This is a genomic window from Methylomonas sp. ZR1 (assembly GCF_013141865.1).
Taxonomy (GTDB): Bacteria; Pseudomonadota; Gammaproteobacteria; order Methylococcales; family Methylomonadaceae; genus Methylomonas.
Genome location: NZ_RCST01000001.1, coordinates 4,554,786 through 4,567,860 on the forward strand (window position 1 = coordinate 4,554,786; position 13,075 = coordinate 4,567,860).

A 13,075-nucleotide genomic window follows, 5' to 3' on the forward strand; every position below is an offset into this window, starting at 1 on the left:
TTATCTCAGTTTCAAAGTGGCCAGACCGATCAACACCAAGATGACCGAGATAATCCAGAAACGCACGATGATGCGCGGCTCCGGCCAGCCTTTCAATTCGTAATGATGGTGAATCGGCGCCATCAGAAACACCCGCTTTTTACGGGTTTTGAAGGAGGCAACCTGGATAATCACCGAGATGGTTTCCATCACGAAAATACCGCCCATAATCACCAGCACGATTTCTTGTCTAACCAATACCGCGACGATGCCCAGCGCAGCACCCAGGGCCAGTGCGCCGACGTCGCCCATGAACACCATGGCAGGATAAGTGTTGAACCACAAAAAGCCCAAGCCGGAACCGACCAGGGCCGCGCAGAACACCACCAGCTCGCCGGCTTTGGGGATGTGCGGAATAGCCAGGTATTGCGAGAAATTCACGTGGCCGGACAAATAAGCAAAAATCGCCAAGGCGGCGGCGATCATCACGGTCGGCATGATGGCCAGGCCATCCAGGCCGTCAGTCAAGTTGACGGCATTGCTGGAGCCGACGATGACGAAATAGGTCAGTACGACGTAGCCCCAGCCGATGTCCACGGTGACGTTTTTGAAAAACGGCACGATGAATTGGGTTTCCGCCGCTACTTGAGCGGTGTTGTACAAATACAAGGCGGCGCTCAGTGCCACCAGCGATTGCCAGAAATATTTGGCGCGGGCGGATAGGCCGTCGCTATTGCCGAGCAGGACTTTTTTATAGTCGTCGATAAAGCCGATTACGCCGTGGGCCAGTGTCACCAGCAACACCACCCAGACATAACGATTGCTCAAATCCGCGCAGAGCAGGGTGCTGATCGCTACGGCGAACAAAATCATCGCACCGCCCATGGTTGGTGTGCCGGACTTGGAGAAATGGCTTTGCGGGCCGTCGTCGCGCACGCTTTGGCCGATTTTTTTGCGAGTCAATTTTTCGATCATGGCCGGGCCGACCATCAGGGAAATAATGAGCGCGGTCAGCACGCCTAAGATGGCGCGAAAGGTCAGGTAATGTAGCACCCTGAAGCCGCTGTCGATATTGCTTAAATAATCCGCGAGTAAAAGTAACATTAGGCTGCTCTGAAATTGTTGACCATCGCCGCCACCACGTTTTCCATTTTTTGGGCGCGCGAGCCTTTAACCAATAGGGTTTCCTTACCTGTGACGGCTGTTGTCAGTGTGTCTATTAATTGTTCCTGATCGTCGAAAAACTGGCCGCCGTCGCCAAAGGCTTCAACGGCATGTTTTGCCAATGCGCCGGTCGCGAACAAACGCTTCACTGATTTTGCTTTGATTAATTCGCCCATTTCCTGGTGTATCGCCGGGCTGTCCGGGCCGAGTTCGCCGAAAGCGCCCAATGCTACCCACGCTTCGCTGCCGCAATCGCTCAGTACGTCCAGCGCGGCTTTCAAGGAGTTGGGGTTGGCGTTGTAGGTGTCGTCGATGACGATGTTGCCCTTGCGGCCTAATAAAGGTTGCATGCGGCCGGTGACCGGTTGGAGTTGTTCCAGGCCTTGTTTAATGTCTGACAGGCTGATACCGAATTGCAACGCTACTGCCGCTGCGGCCAAAGCGTTTTTCACATTGTGAGCGCCGGCCAGATGCAAGCGGATTGGTAAGGTGTCGGTCGCCGTTTTTAATTCGAAATAGGTGTTAAAGCCTTGTGCGTCCAAAGCTGTGGCAATATTTAACGCCGTGACGTCGGCTGCGGGGTGCAAGCCGAAGGATACGCTGCGATGGTTGCCGGCCATGGTCAGCAAGAAATCGTAAAAAGCGTCATCGCGATTTAATACCGCCACGCCGCCCTCACCGAGGCTTTTGACGATTTCGCTTTTGGTTTTAGCCACGCCTTCGATGCTGCCGAAACCTTCGATATGGGCGGCGCCAATATTGGTGATGACGCTGACATCGGCTTGCGCGTAGCGGCTGGTATAGGCAATTTCACCGGGATGATTGGCGCCCATTTCAATGACTGCGTAGCGATGAGAGTCATCCAGTTTGAGCAGTGTCAGCGGCACGCCGATGTCGTTGTTCAGATTGCCTTGGGTCGATAGGGTGTGGCCTTGGGTGGCGAAAATCGCCGCAATCATTTCCTTGACGGTGGTTTTGCCGTTGCTGCCGGTGACGCCGGCTACTTTGACCGACAAGGTTTTGCGCCAGTATCCAGCCAATTCCGCCAACGCCAAATGCGTATCGGCGACGATGATTTGCGGTAAAGCGGATGGCGCGGCTCGCTCGAGTAACAGCGCTGCCGCACCGGCTTGCTCGGCTTTATCGATAAAGCTGTGGCCGTCGAAGTTTTTGCCTTTTATTGCGATGTACAGCGCGCTGGCTTGTAAGGTGCGGGTATCGATGCCGGTGGCGCGAATTTCTTTGTCTTCCCCGATTAGCTTGCCGTTGACGGCTTGGGCTATTTCGCTGAGTTGCAGCTTCATGGTTTGCTCCACGCCGCCAGTGCTTGCTTGACGACAGCGCTATCGCTGAACGGCTGCTTTACGCCGCCGATTTCTTGGTAGTCCTCGTGGCCCTTGCCGGCTATCACCACGCAATCGTCTGGGTCTGCTTGTCGTATCACTGTGTTTATGGCCGTGGTTCTATCGTTAATGACCGTTATTTTTTGGCTTTGGCAGCCGCTCAAAATGTCTTTAATAATCGCTGCCGATGCTTCGCTGCGCGGATTGTCGTCGGTGACGATGACTTGATCCGCCCAGGTTTCGGCAATTTTGCCCATCTGCGGACGCTTGCCCTTGTCCCGGTCGCCGCCGCAGCCGAATACGACTCTCAGTCGGTTCGCGCCTTTGGCGGCTTTCAGCACTTTCTCCAGCGCGTCCGGGCTATGCGCATAATCCACAAATATCGTGGGTTTGCCGTTGCCGCCGAATTTTTCCATGCGGCCGGCAATGGCGTTTAATTTGGCCAGTTGCGCGACGGCGGCGTCGAATTCGCTGCCGGTCGCCAGCAGCACACAAAGCACGGCCAGCACGTTATCCAGGTTAAAGCCGCCAACCAGCGTTGTCGTTGCCCGGCGTCTTTGCTCGCGCCATATCACATCGAATTCGATGCCGGCGGCGCTATGTTTTACTTGCTCGGCACTTACGGCTTCCTTAGCAGTTCCGCGTTGGCCGGTCGCGCTATAGGTCCAGCTTTGCACGGCGTCCGGCAGGCTTTGCAATACCTCGGCGCTGCTGGCGTCGTCCAGGTTGACCACGGCAAACTGCAGGCCCGGTGTTTTAAATAACGTCAGTTTGGCTTGCAGGTATTCCGCCATACTGCCGTGATAATCCAAGTGGTCCCTGCTCAAATTGGTAAAAACCGCGCCTTTAAAGCTAACCCCGTTAACCCGGCCTTGGTGTAAGCCGTGCGAGGACACTTCCATGGCCGCGTTACGCTTATCCTGCTTTACAAATTCGTTCAGCATCCGCTGCACGGCCAATGCATCCGGCGTGGTGTTGGCGGTCGGCTGCAAATTGCCGACATCGCCCCAACCCAGTGTGCCTATCACGCCGCAAGCCGGCAAAGCCTGTGCAATTAATTGGCTGCAGGTGGTCTTGCCATTGGTGCCTGTTACACCGATTACATTCAATAGTTGCGACGGGTTGCCGTAAAATCTTGCGGCGATCTCTCCCAGTTTTTGCGCTAAATCGGTTATTGCCCTGCTTGGCACTGTTACTTTGCTGACGATCTGCGTCTCCGCGCCGCTTGGGTCGTAAATCACCGCGACCGCGCCGTTCGCAACAGCTTGTTCCGCATGCGCAATACCATGCTGGACGGCACCGTTCAACGCAATGAATGCGTCGCCAGCTTGGATGTTTCGGCTGTCCAAACACAATCCGCTGATTGCCAAATCCGGCGGATTTACGGTCATTCCGTGTAGCAATTGGGCTAGCTTCATTGTTTGCTCAACAATAAATGCATGTTGTCCATGCCGTCCGGCTCAACGCCGTATACTCGTAATGCGCCCGCCATCACTTTCGAGAAAGCCGGTGCCGCCACCAGGCCGCCGTAATATTGGCCGGTGGTAGGTTCGTCCACCACAATCGCGATAATGAAACGCGGATTGCTGGCCGGCGCCATGCCCACAAATACCGATAAATATTTGTCTTCGCTGTAACCGCCGGCTGCGGCTTTTTTCACGGTGCCGGTTTTACCTGCTACCCGGTAACCTTCGACTCTGGCTTGGTATGCCGTACCTTCTTTGCTGATCACGTGCTCCAGCATTTCCCTGACCTTTCTGGCGGTTTCGGGTTTGAAAATCCGTTGGGCATCGGGATCTTCATCGCGCTTGAGTAAAGTCACGGAATGAATGATGCCGTCGTCCGCCAAAGCGGTATACGCTCTGGCCAATTGTAAAATCGAGGTGGAAACCCCGTAACCGAACGATAAAATCGCCTGGTCGAATTCGTGCCAGCCCTGATAATCCAGCAAAGAGCCGCTGGCTTCTCCCGGAAAGCCAACACCGGCGGAGGTTCCGAACCCCAGCCTGCTGTATACGCCCCAAAAATACTCCGGCGGCATGCTCATCGCGATTTGCGTGACCGCGATATTGCTGGATTTTTGCAGTACGTGGGTCAAATCCATTGTGCCGTAGTTATGCACGTCCTTAACGACGTTGCGACCCAAGTGATAGACACCATGGGTTTCTATCAACACGTTGGGTTTGATATAGCCACCATCCAGTGCCGCCGCTACCACGAAGGGCTTGACCGTCGAGCCGGGTTCGAAGCTATCCACCATAGCCCGATTCCGATAGCGGTTACTGCTCAATTCCTTACGGTTGTTGGGATTGAAAGCCGGTTGGCTGACCGTCGCCAATACATCACCGTTCTTGGCATCCAGTACCACCAAGGATGCCGAATGTGCTTTGTTCTGGATCATTGCATTCTGCAATTCCCGATAAGCCAGGTATTGCAGGCGTTCATCGATAGTCAACACCAGGTCGCGGCCCGGGATGGCTTCCTCAATATTTTCTACGTCCTTGATGATCTGGCCCTTGCCGTCCTTGATCACGCGCTTTTTGCCGGGCTGGCCGCGCAGAATGTGTTCGTAGCCGTGTTCTATGCCTTCCTGGCCAATGTCGTCGATATTGGTAAAGCCCAATAAATGGCCCGATACCGCGCCGGCTGGATAGTAACGCTTGAACTCCCGCTCGAAATACACACCGGTAATTTCCAGTGCTTTGACCTTTTCGGCTATATCCGGGTTAATCTGCCGGCGCAAATAGACGAAACGCTTATTGGCGTCTTTTTCCTTTTTTAACAGCGACCGCAGTTCCTTTTCCGGGAAACCGAGGATTTTCGCCATCGGTGTCAATTTGTCCTGTTCAGCATCTCTTAGTTGACGCGGATTGACCCAAATCGATTGTACCGGGGTGCTGATCGCCAAAGGCTCACCGTTGCGGTCCTTGATCTGCCCACGATAAGCCGATACCGACACTACGCCGACGTGCTGCATATCGCCTTTGTCCTGCAGGAACTCTTTATCGAGAATTTGCAGGTAAACCGCGCGCGCAACCAATCCGAGCATGGCCAACAACATTACCGACAGCAGCACTCTGCGGCGGATCACAAAATCTGTATTGTGGCGCGGTATCGTGCCCGCGCCGGAGGCAATTCGCATTTACGGCTTTATATAAATAATTTTGTCTTGGGCCGGCAAAGTCAGCATCAGCCGCGTTCTTGCTTCGATTTCAACCCGGTTTTCTTCGGTCAGCGTGGTCAATTCGAGTTGTAATCGGCCCCATTCCACTTCGTAGTCGTCGAGCTCTTTTTCTTTTTTCTGAATGTCGATAAACAGCAGGCGCGATTGGTATTTGCTGTAGATCACGGCAATGCCGGAGATCATCAGCATCGCCACCAACAGTGTCAGCAGGATATTTCTTGCAATCGCCATTAACGTTTCTCCCCAACTCGCATGACCGCGCTACGTGCGCGTGGGTTTTGTTGCAATTCCTGTTGTTGCGCCCTTATCGACTTGCCTATTTTGCGTAATTGGCCTTGTTCTATGTCTTGCTCTTTAATCGGCAACTTGCCTGGATTGGTTTTCGGGCCGGCTTGGTCGCGAATGAAGCGTTTGACGATGCGGTCTTCCAATGAGTGAAAGGCGATCACGACTAAACGTCCGCTCGGTGCCAATATGTCCACGGCTTGTTTCAATCCGGTTTTAATCTGTTCGAGTTCTTGGTTAATCTCTATCCTGATCGCCTGAAAACTGCGGGTTGCAGGATGTTTGTGCTTGTCGCGAAACGGCACACTGTTTTCGATCAGTTTTGCCAACTGTAAGGTTGTCTGCAACGGTTGCTGTTGGCGTTGACAGATAACCGCGTTGGCAATTCGCCTGGCAAAACGCTCTTCGCCATATTCAAACAGTACGCGAACCAATTCTTTTTCGTCGACTTGCGCCAAATACTCTGCAGCCGACAGGCCGTGATTGCTATCCATGCGCATGTCCAAAGGACCGTCACGCAAAAAACTGAAGCCACGCTCCGCATTGTCTAGTTGCGGGGACGATACGCCCAGGTCCATCAGAATGCCGTCGACTTTACCCTTATAGCCTTGTTGTTCAATAATGGAGCTCAGTTCCAAAAAACTGGCGTGATGCAAACTAAAACGGCTGTCTTCCAGCAAGCGCTTGGCTTCGTTGCTAGCAATCGCATCCATGTCTCTGTCAAGCGCCAGCAACCTGCCGGAGCTATTCAGTGCTTTCAGAATGCCGCTGCTGTGTCCGCCACGCCCGAAGGTGCAGTCCAGATAAATACCGTTCGGTTTTATGTTGAGCTGCTCTAAGGCCTCTTCGTACAAAACCGTCTGATGGGCGGTCATCTCCGTCAAAACGACAGCGAGCCAAGTTCTTCAAGGCCCTCTGTGTCGTTACCGTCCATCCATTCCTGTTCTTTGGCCTTCCAGGCTGCTTCGTTCCATATTTCAAATTTGTTGAGCTGGCCCACCAGCATGATGTGTTTTTCCATGCCGGCAAACTCCCGAAGGGTTTCCGGTAGCAGCAGGCGTCCTTGGCTGTCCATTTCACATTCCGAGGCATTGCCGATCACAAAACGCCGCAGCTTGCCGGCCATTTTGTTTAATGTCGGTAGTTTGCTGATGGTTTGTTCGAGCTTTTCCCATTCGGGTAAGGGGTATAGCCATAGGCAACCCGGTTCGCCGACGCATTTGTCGTCAACTGCAACAGTCACAACCATTTGGCGGTCGCAGGACTCCTGTAACTCCTCCCGATAGCGGGTAGGAATTGCAATGCGCCCTTTCGCATCCAAACTGATTGAACTTATGCCTCGAAACAAGATGAACCTCAAAAATTCCAAAAAAATCCATTTCTAACCACTTTACATCACTTTTGCACCACTATAGTTTTCAAAGGGGGCTTAGTCAAGAGGCATTTAAATTAAATTCTTTCTTTTTCTACAAGGACTTACGCAGGGTTGAGGTGTGTTGGGTGCTAGGGGTAAGGGTTTTGGGTAAAAATGATTTTTATCAAAAAGTTAATGATGGTTTTTGATGTGGATTGGAATTATTAAGTGCTAATTCTCACTTTTTTGAAGGCGATTTGTTGTAGTGAGCAGATTGAATCGCTTGGCGCGAGACTGGCTTTGCTTAGTATAAGCCTGGTGGCCAGCGGGTTCTGGGTAGTGGCTATTGTGCCGCTTGGATCGTAATATCGTTGAATAGTAAGGCAAAGCTTACAGACTTTCCGGCTTTTGATCGCGTGTCAGCAGGTTTTGGACGGCTTGTTTGGGGGAGAGTTGTTCGAATAAGACTTTGTAAACTTGTTCGGTGATTGGCATTTCGACACCGTATTTTTGCGATAAACGGTGCGCTTCTCGGGCTGCGGATACGCCTTCGACTTCCTGATTGATTTCGCTTAATGCGTACCTTTGGTCTTTGCCTTGGCCTAATGCCAAGCCAAAGCGGCGGTTTCTGGATTGATTGTCGGTACAAGTCAAAATCAGGTCGCCCAGACCGGCTAGGCCCATAAAAGTGTCGGCTTGGCCGCCAAGCTTGATGCCCAGTCTCATGATTTCCGTTAGGCCGCGCGTGATTAGTGCTGCCCTTGTGTTCGCGCCAAAGCCAAGGCCGTCGGCTATGCCTGCCGCGATCGCCAGAACATTTTTGCAGGCTCCGCCTACTTGAACGCCAATAATATCGTTGCTGGTGTAGATCCTAAATCGTTGGTTATGCAATCGTTCGCTAAGTTGGGCGGCGAAGCCTTCCGAGTTAGAGGCGATAGTGAGCGCGGTCGGAAGGTCGGCAGCTACTTCTTGGGCAAATGTCGGGCCGGAGAGTGCGGCGCATTCGATATTCGCCCCCAGTATTTGTGCTGCCACCTCGCTTAACAAGGCGCCGTTTTGGGAATCGAAACCCTTGGTGGCCCATGCGATGCGGGAGCTTTCACTGAGCGTGGGTTTGATTTGCGCCAATAAGTCCCTAAAGGCGTGGCTGGGGACCGAAATAAGCAATACCGCGCTGAACTCCACGGCTTCCGCAAGATTGTCGGTGAATTGCAGGTTTTCTGGAAAATGGACGCCGGGTAAGTAGCGTGCATTTTCGCCGGTTTGCTTTAATGCGGCTATGTGTTTGGGATTATGGCCCCACAACAGGGTGTTGCAGCCATTTCTGGCTGCCTGTACCGCTAAAGCGGTTCCCCATGAGCCGGCGCCAAGGATACTGATAGATGGTGGCATCCCGCTTAATTTAGCGTCTTCGCTTCAGGTTCCTGTTGAGTTTGCGCTTGTTGCAGGTGCTGCATATACAATGCGTCGAAATTGACCGGCGCCAAGATTAACTGTGGAAAACCGCCTTTATTCACTAGGTCGGAAATGACCTCTCTCGCATAAGGGAACAAGACGTTGGGGCAAAAGCTGCCTAGCATTGGTCCCATTTCTTGTTCGCTGAAACCGGCTATTGAAAAAATTCCGGATTGATTGACTTCAACTAAATAGGCCGTTGTGTCGGCAATTTTTACGGTGACAGTTAATGTCAGCGATACTTCGTACATCGAGTTTTCGATGGGTTGAACGTGCGTGCCGAGATTAAGATCCAGCGCGGGTTCCCACTTTTGCGTGAATATTTTTGGAGCATTGGGGGTTTCAAAAGAAATGTCTTTGGTATAGATCTTTTGAATCGCGAACTGCTTTTCGCTGGATGCGTTGATTTCGGCCATGATGATTACTTGTTAAGGTTGGTTGATTAATCTTTAGTTTTTACTGCTGACTTTGATGGGGAGCTTGTTATCTTCCCAGGATTGCATGCCGCCCGTCATATTGAATACATGCTCAAACCCTGCTTTGGTCAGTGTTTTGCAAGCGGCTACCGAGCGGGCACCAGTCTGGCAGGTCACGATCATAGGATGATTTTTATGCTTTTCCAGAGAGCCCAGTTGTTCTTCTACTTTGCCTAAGGGAATGTTGATCGCGTTTTCGATGTGGCTTTTGGCGAATTCGTTGGTTTCTCGCACGTCAAGCACAACGACATCGTCACTGTTCATTTTGGTGACTGCAATCAACGGAGAAATGCTTTCGTACTTATTGAATGAGTTCGCGAGCAAATCCTGGATTAGCAAAAAAATAACGCATACCAGCGAGAATGCTAGCAAATAGTGATTGGTGGCAAATTCTATATATTGGTCCATCGCGTGGGTTTATTTTAGTGGTTATTGAATGCTGTTTACGTGCCGCAAAAAACGCTGCGCATCATTTGAATCAGGTGTGTTACACGCTCATCGTCGATAAAATAGTAAACCCGATTGGCTTCTTTTTTGTAATCGAGAATGCCCTTGTCTCGCAGTATTGCCAAGTGCTGGGAAATATTGCTTTGACTCGTGCCAACTTGCTCAACGATCTCTTGTACGCTAATCGAGTTATTGCCGAGTACGCAAAGGATTTTCAGGCGCAACGGATGAGACATCGCTTTCAAGCAGCGCGCGGCCCGATTAATATCGTTGTCGTCGTAGAGGATGGTATCGTTTTTGTCTTCCATTTAATAACGATGATTGTGGCAAAAGTTAAGAGCAGTGAGAGAGCAATGGCACTTTTCGAACTATGACGACACCCTTGTGCTGGTATAATGTCGCTACGGCGCAAGTGGGTTTAATCGCTTGCGCTAACGCAATAAAAGGTGAGCAAATCTAACAGAGTGGGCTTTATTGTTCAATACCCTCGGCTAGAGGCTTGGGAAAATAGCTCGGAGCTGCTTGGGTTGGCTCGTTTTTTGACTAGGCCAAATTTTATCTGCCTTAACGCCCGCAAAACTAATGTTTGGAGTCTGTAATAAATGGTCAGTCTAGCAAAACCGTTATCGCTGCTCCCCGCGGAAATGATTGGACGGTTATTGCTGGTAGCCTAGTTGATGCGTGTTTACCAATATTTTTTGATCGCTTGGATTGCGATTGTCTGCGCATTGCCGGCTAAGGGCGACCCCGTAAATGCCCGTAGCTTGGGAGAAGTGAAATCGCAAATCCAGCAAGTTGGCGATGACGTCAAAAGCCTGGGGGTTGAAAAGTCTCGGTTGTTAGAGCAGTTGCAAAAGCTGGAGCGGCAATACGGGGAGCTTGCGAATAGTCTGCGAGCTATCAAAGCTGAAATCAGGCAGCAAGAACAGGCATTGCAGGAAGTTCGGAATAAAAGCGTTGCCACGCAAAAAGACATGCGTAGTCAGGAGAAGGAACTTGAGGGGCTGATTAAGTCGGTTTATGCGATGGGTGGCGATAAAGAAGGGCTGAAAGTTATTCTTAACCAACGTAATCCCGCGTTATCGAGTCGCATGTTGGTTTACTACGATTACATTAGTAAGGCCCGCTTACAAAAGCTTCAGGCCATGGCTGAGGATTTCAAGGTTTTGCGGCAGTTGGAAGCCCAAAAAGACACGGAAACTCAGTTATTGCAAGTGTCTCTCGACAAGAAACAACAAGAAACCGAGGCGATGCAGACGCTGAAAAAACAGCGAGAAGCCTTGCTTGCCGACATTCAGCAAGACTATGCGTCGAAAAGTGCCCTGCTGGCTGGCTTGATGCGTGACGAGAAAAAATTGCAAGCCTTGGTAGCATCATTGCAGAAAACTGATGATAATGAACCAGCGGTTGCACCGGAGCGCGTGCTTGATAAGCACGAAAAGCCTGTCGAACAACCCGAGCCGCCAAAAAAATCCGAAGTCAATCCTGTTCGCGAACCGGCGGGTCTTTCTTTTTCCGAGTTGCAAGGAAAGCTGCCTTGGCCGGTGCAAGGGGCGATAACCGATCGTTTCGGCAGTCGCCGCTACGAAACAACCTGGGACGGCGTGGTGATTAGCGCTCGCGAAGGTGCCGATATTCATGCGGTCAATGCCGGGAGAGTTGTTTACGCCGATTGGTTGCGGGGTTATGGTTTGATGATCATTGTTGATCACGGTAAGGGTTATATGAGTTTGTATGCATTCAATCAAAGCTTGCATAAAAGCGTGGGAGAGCATGTTAGAGCCGGTGAGATATTGGCTTCGGTTGGGCGTAGCGGGGGGCGTGCTGATGCGGCATTGTACTTCGGCATTAGGAAACAAGGTCGGCCCATAGATCCCGAGCAATGGTGCCGTAAGCCGGGCAAGGGTTAATCATTTACAGGAACAGGTTGTTGGAGTTTTAAAACACATGCTAAAAAACAGAAATATAGTGATTTTATTGGTCGGGTTTATTTTGGGTGCGACGCTGAGTTTGTGCAGCAGTGTCCTGGCGGAAAAGGAAGCACCTGTTTCGACCAAGGTAGATGATTTACAGGCTTTGCCGTTTGATGAGTTGCGGACATTTACCGAGATATTCGGGCGTATCAAACAGGATTATGTCGAGCCTGTATCCGACAAAAAACTGTTGGAAGATGCGATTCGCGGTATGTTGTCCGGCCTTGATCCGCACTCGGCTTATTTGGCTAGCGAAGAATATAAAGAGTTGCAAGAAGGCACCACTGGTCAGTTCGGCGGTTTGGGAATTGAGGTGGGTATGGAAAATGGCTTTGTTAAAGTCGTTTCGCCGATTGATGATACACCTGCTCAGCGCGCCGGCATCAAGGCGGGCGATTTGATTGTACGCTTGGATGACAAGCCGGTTAAAGGCATGACTCTGGCTGACGCAGTGAAAATTATGCGTGGCGAGCCAGGTAGCGACATCGTGTTGACTGTTGTTCGGGAAGGCGAAGAAGCGCCGCTGAAATTTACCTTGACCCGCGACATCATCAAAGTCAAAAGTGTTAAAAACAAACTGCTGGAAAAAAATTACGGTTACTTGAGGATCAGTAGTTTTCAATCCGGTACCGGTCAAGGTTTGTTGGATGCGGTCGAGGAGCTGAAAAAAGAAAACGAAGGCCCACTGAAAGGTATTGTGCTGGATTTGCGTAATAACCCCGGCGGTGTATTGAATGCTGCTGTTGATGTCAGTGATGCGTTTATCGAGTCCGGTTTGATCGTTTACACCGAAGGCAGAATCAAAAACTCAGAAATGCGTTTTAGTGCAACACCGGATGACATTATTAATGGTGCGCCGATTGTGGTGTTGATTAATGGCGGTTCGGCATCGGCATCCGAAATTGTTGCTGGTGCGTTGCAAGATCACAAACGAGCCATCATCATGGGTGAAAAATCTTTCGGGAAGGGTTCGGTGCAAACCATTCTGCCGACCAGCAACGGTGCCGCGGTGAAATTGACTACAGCCCGCTACTTCACGCCTTCCGGTCGCTCAATTCAGGCGCAGGGCATCGAGCCTGATGTGACTTTGGCGAGAGTTAAGCTGGAATCATTGGAAAAAGCTAAGATCGAGTCGATTAAAGAAGCCGATCTGACGCACCACTTGACTAACGGTAACGCGAAGCCGGAGAAAAAATCCGAAGAAGAGGATAAAGATGATGCGAAAGACCCGTCTGAAAAAGATGGCGATACCAACGAATCTTCAGAAGCGGAAATTCGCGACTATCCTTTGCATGAAGCGTTGAATCTGCTGAAAGGTATCAGCATTATGAAAAAGTAGCTCAGATATAGGGCAAAGAAAAACCCGCTTGACGATATTCGTCAAGCGGGTTTTTTATTGTGTGGCTTTTGTTTCT

General features: G+C 51.0%; 13 protein-coding genes. 2 read left to right on the forward strand and 11 right to left on the reverse strand.

All coding sequences use genetic code 11. From position 1 onward, the window contains the following. The 11 genes from mraY to DDY07_RS20755 form a co-directional block, all read right to left on the reverse strand. A complete protein-coding gene (mraY, locus tag DDY07_RS20705) occupies positions 1 to 1,083 on the reverse strand; it encodes a phospho-N-acetylmuramoyl-pentapeptide-transferase (protein WP_033156788.1) in 1,083 nt (360 codons plus the stop codon). Beyond that, complete coding sequence (gene murF / locus DDY07_RS20710; protein ID WP_171697281.1) at positions 1,083 to 2,447, reverse strand: UDP-N-acetylmuramoyl-tripeptide--D-alanyl-D-alanine ligase; 1,365 nt, start codon at positions 2,445 to 2,447, stop codon at positions 1,083 to 1,085. The genes mraY and murF overlap by 1 nt, the downstream gene beginning before the upstream one ends. Continuing rightward, positions 2,444 to 3,904 carry a UDP-N-acetylmuramoyl-L-alanyl-D-glutamate--2,6-diaminopimelate ligase gene (locus tag DDY07_RS20715; RefSeq protein WP_171697283.1) on the reverse strand — a complete coding sequence of 487 codons (1,461 nt, stop codon included), beginning with the start codon at positions 3,902 to 3,904 and terminating at the stop codon, positions 2,444 to 2,446. Before DDY07_RS20715 ends, murF begins: the two co-directional genes overlap by 4 nt. Next, a complete protein-coding gene (locus DDY07_RS20720) occupies positions 3,901 to 5,628 on the reverse strand; it encodes a penicillin-binding protein 2 (RefSeq protein WP_171697284.1) in 1,728 nt (575 codons plus the stop codon). The genes DDY07_RS20715 and DDY07_RS20720 overlap by 4 nt, the downstream gene beginning before the upstream one ends. After that, complete coding sequence (gene ftsL / locus DDY07_RS20725) at positions 5,629 to 5,901, reverse strand: cell division protein FtsL (protein WP_020483757.1); 273 nt, start codon at positions 5,899 to 5,901, stop codon at positions 5,629 to 5,631. Beyond that, positions 5,901 to 6,830: a 16S rRNA (cytosine(1402)-N(4))-methyltransferase RsmH gene (gene rsmH / locus DDY07_RS20730; protein ID WP_171697285.1), complete on the reverse strand. Its 930-nt coding sequence runs from the start codon at positions 6,828 to 6,830 to the stop codon at positions 5,901 to 5,903. Before rsmH ends, ftsL begins: the two co-directional genes overlap by 1 nt. 5 nt (positions 6,831 to 6,835) lie before the next feature. Continuing rightward, the gene (mraZ, locus tag DDY07_RS20735) at positions 6,836 to 7,324 is read right to left on the reverse strand and encodes a division/cell wall cluster transcriptional repressor MraZ (RefSeq protein ID WP_020483755.1); all 489 of its coding nucleotides are present in this window, start codon (positions 7,322 to 7,324) and stop codon (positions 6,836 to 6,838) included. 375 nt (positions 7,325 to 7,699) lie between these two features. Beyond that, on the reverse strand, positions 7,700 to 8,701 hold the full coding sequence (gpsA, locus tag DDY07_RS20740) for an NAD(P)H-dependent glycerol-3-phosphate dehydrogenase (RefSeq protein WP_171697286.1): 1,002 nt from the start codon (positions 8,699 to 8,701) through the stop codon (positions 7,700 to 7,702). A gap of 5 nt (positions 8,702 to 8,706) precedes the next feature. After that, positions 8,707 to 9,180: a protein-export chaperone SecB gene (secB, locus tag DDY07_RS20745; protein ID WP_171697287.1), complete on the reverse strand. Its 474-nt coding sequence runs from the start codon at positions 9,178 to 9,180 to the stop codon at positions 8,707 to 8,709. A 33-nt stretch (positions 9,181 to 9,213) separates the two neighbouring features. Continuing rightward, positions 9,214 to 9,648 carry a rhodanese-like domain-containing protein gene (locus DDY07_RS20750; protein WP_171697288.1) on the reverse strand — a complete coding sequence of 145 codons (435 nt, stop codon included), beginning with the start codon at positions 9,646 to 9,648 and terminating at the stop codon, positions 9,214 to 9,216. Between the two features lie 35 nt (positions 9,649 to 9,683). Then, positions 9,684 to 9,995, reverse strand: coding sequence for a helix-turn-helix transcriptional regulator (locus tag DDY07_RS20755; RefSeq protein WP_033156780.1), 312 nt, complete (start codon positions 9,993 to 9,995; stop codon positions 9,684 to 9,686). 369 nt (positions 9,996 to 10,364) lie between these two features. Here DDY07_RS20755 and DDY07_RS20760 point away from each other — a divergent pair, with 369 nt between their 5' ends. Both DDY07_RS20760 and DDY07_RS20765 read left to right on the forward strand, forming a co-directional pair. Next, a complete protein-coding gene (locus tag DDY07_RS20760; protein ID WP_171697289.1) occupies positions 10,365 to 11,597 on the forward strand; it encodes a murein hydrolase activator EnvC in 1,233 nt (410 codons plus the stop codon). A 37-nt stretch (positions 11,598 to 11,634) separates the two neighbouring features. After that, complete coding sequence (locus DDY07_RS20765) at positions 11,635 to 12,999, forward strand: S41 family peptidase (protein ID WP_171697290.1); 1,365 nt, start codon at positions 11,635 to 11,637, stop codon at positions 12,997 to 12,999. The last annotated feature ends 76 nt before the right edge of the window (positions 13,000 to 13,075 follow it).

Bases quoted from the DNA above. Each gene is read 5' to 3' on its own strand.
- DDY07_RS20765 (WP_171697290.1), top strand. From the start codon at position 11,635: ATGCTAAAAAACAGAAATATAGTGATTTTATTGGTCGGGTTTATTTTG.
- ftsL (WP_020483757.1), bottom strand. From the start codon at position 5,901: ATGGCGATTGCAAGAAATATCCTGCTGACACTGTTGGTGGCGATGCTG.
- gpsA (WP_171697286.1), bottom strand. From the start codon at position 8,701: ATGCCACCATCTATCAGTATCCTTGGCGCCGGCTCATGGGGAACCGCT.
- DDY07_RS20715 (WP_171697283.1), bottom strand. From the start codon at position 3,904: ATGAAGCTAGCCCAATTGCTACACGGAATGACCGTAAATCCGCCGGAT.
- mraY (WP_033156788.1), bottom strand. From the start codon at position 1,083: ATGTTACTTTTACTCGCGGATTATTTAAGCAATATCGACAGCGGCTTC.
- secB (WP_171697287.1), bottom strand. From the start codon at position 9,180: ATGGCCGAAATCAACGCATCCAGCGAAAAGCAGTTCGCGATTCAAAAG.
- murF (WP_171697281.1), bottom strand. From the start codon at position 2,447: ATGAAGCTGCAACTCAGCGAAATAGCCCAAGCCGTCAACGGCAAGCTA.
- DDY07_RS20720 (WP_171697284.1), bottom strand. From the start codon at position 5,628: ATGCGAATTGCCTCCGGCGCGGGCACGATACCGCGCCACAATACAGAT.
- DDY07_RS20760 (WP_171697289.1), top strand. From the start codon at position 10,365: ATGCGTGTTTACCAATATTTTTTGATCGCTTGGATTGCGATTGTCTGC.
- rsmH (WP_171697285.1), bottom strand. From the start codon at position 6,830: ATGACCGCCCATCAGACGGTTTTGTACGAAGAGGCCTTAGAGCAGCTC.
- DDY07_RS20755 (WP_033156780.1), bottom strand. From the start codon at position 9,995: ATGGAAGACAAAAACGATACCATCCTCTACGACGACAACGATATTAAT.
- DDY07_RS20750 (WP_171697288.1), bottom strand. From the start codon at position 9,648: ATGGACCAATATATAGAATTTGCCACCAATCACTATTTGCTAGCATTC.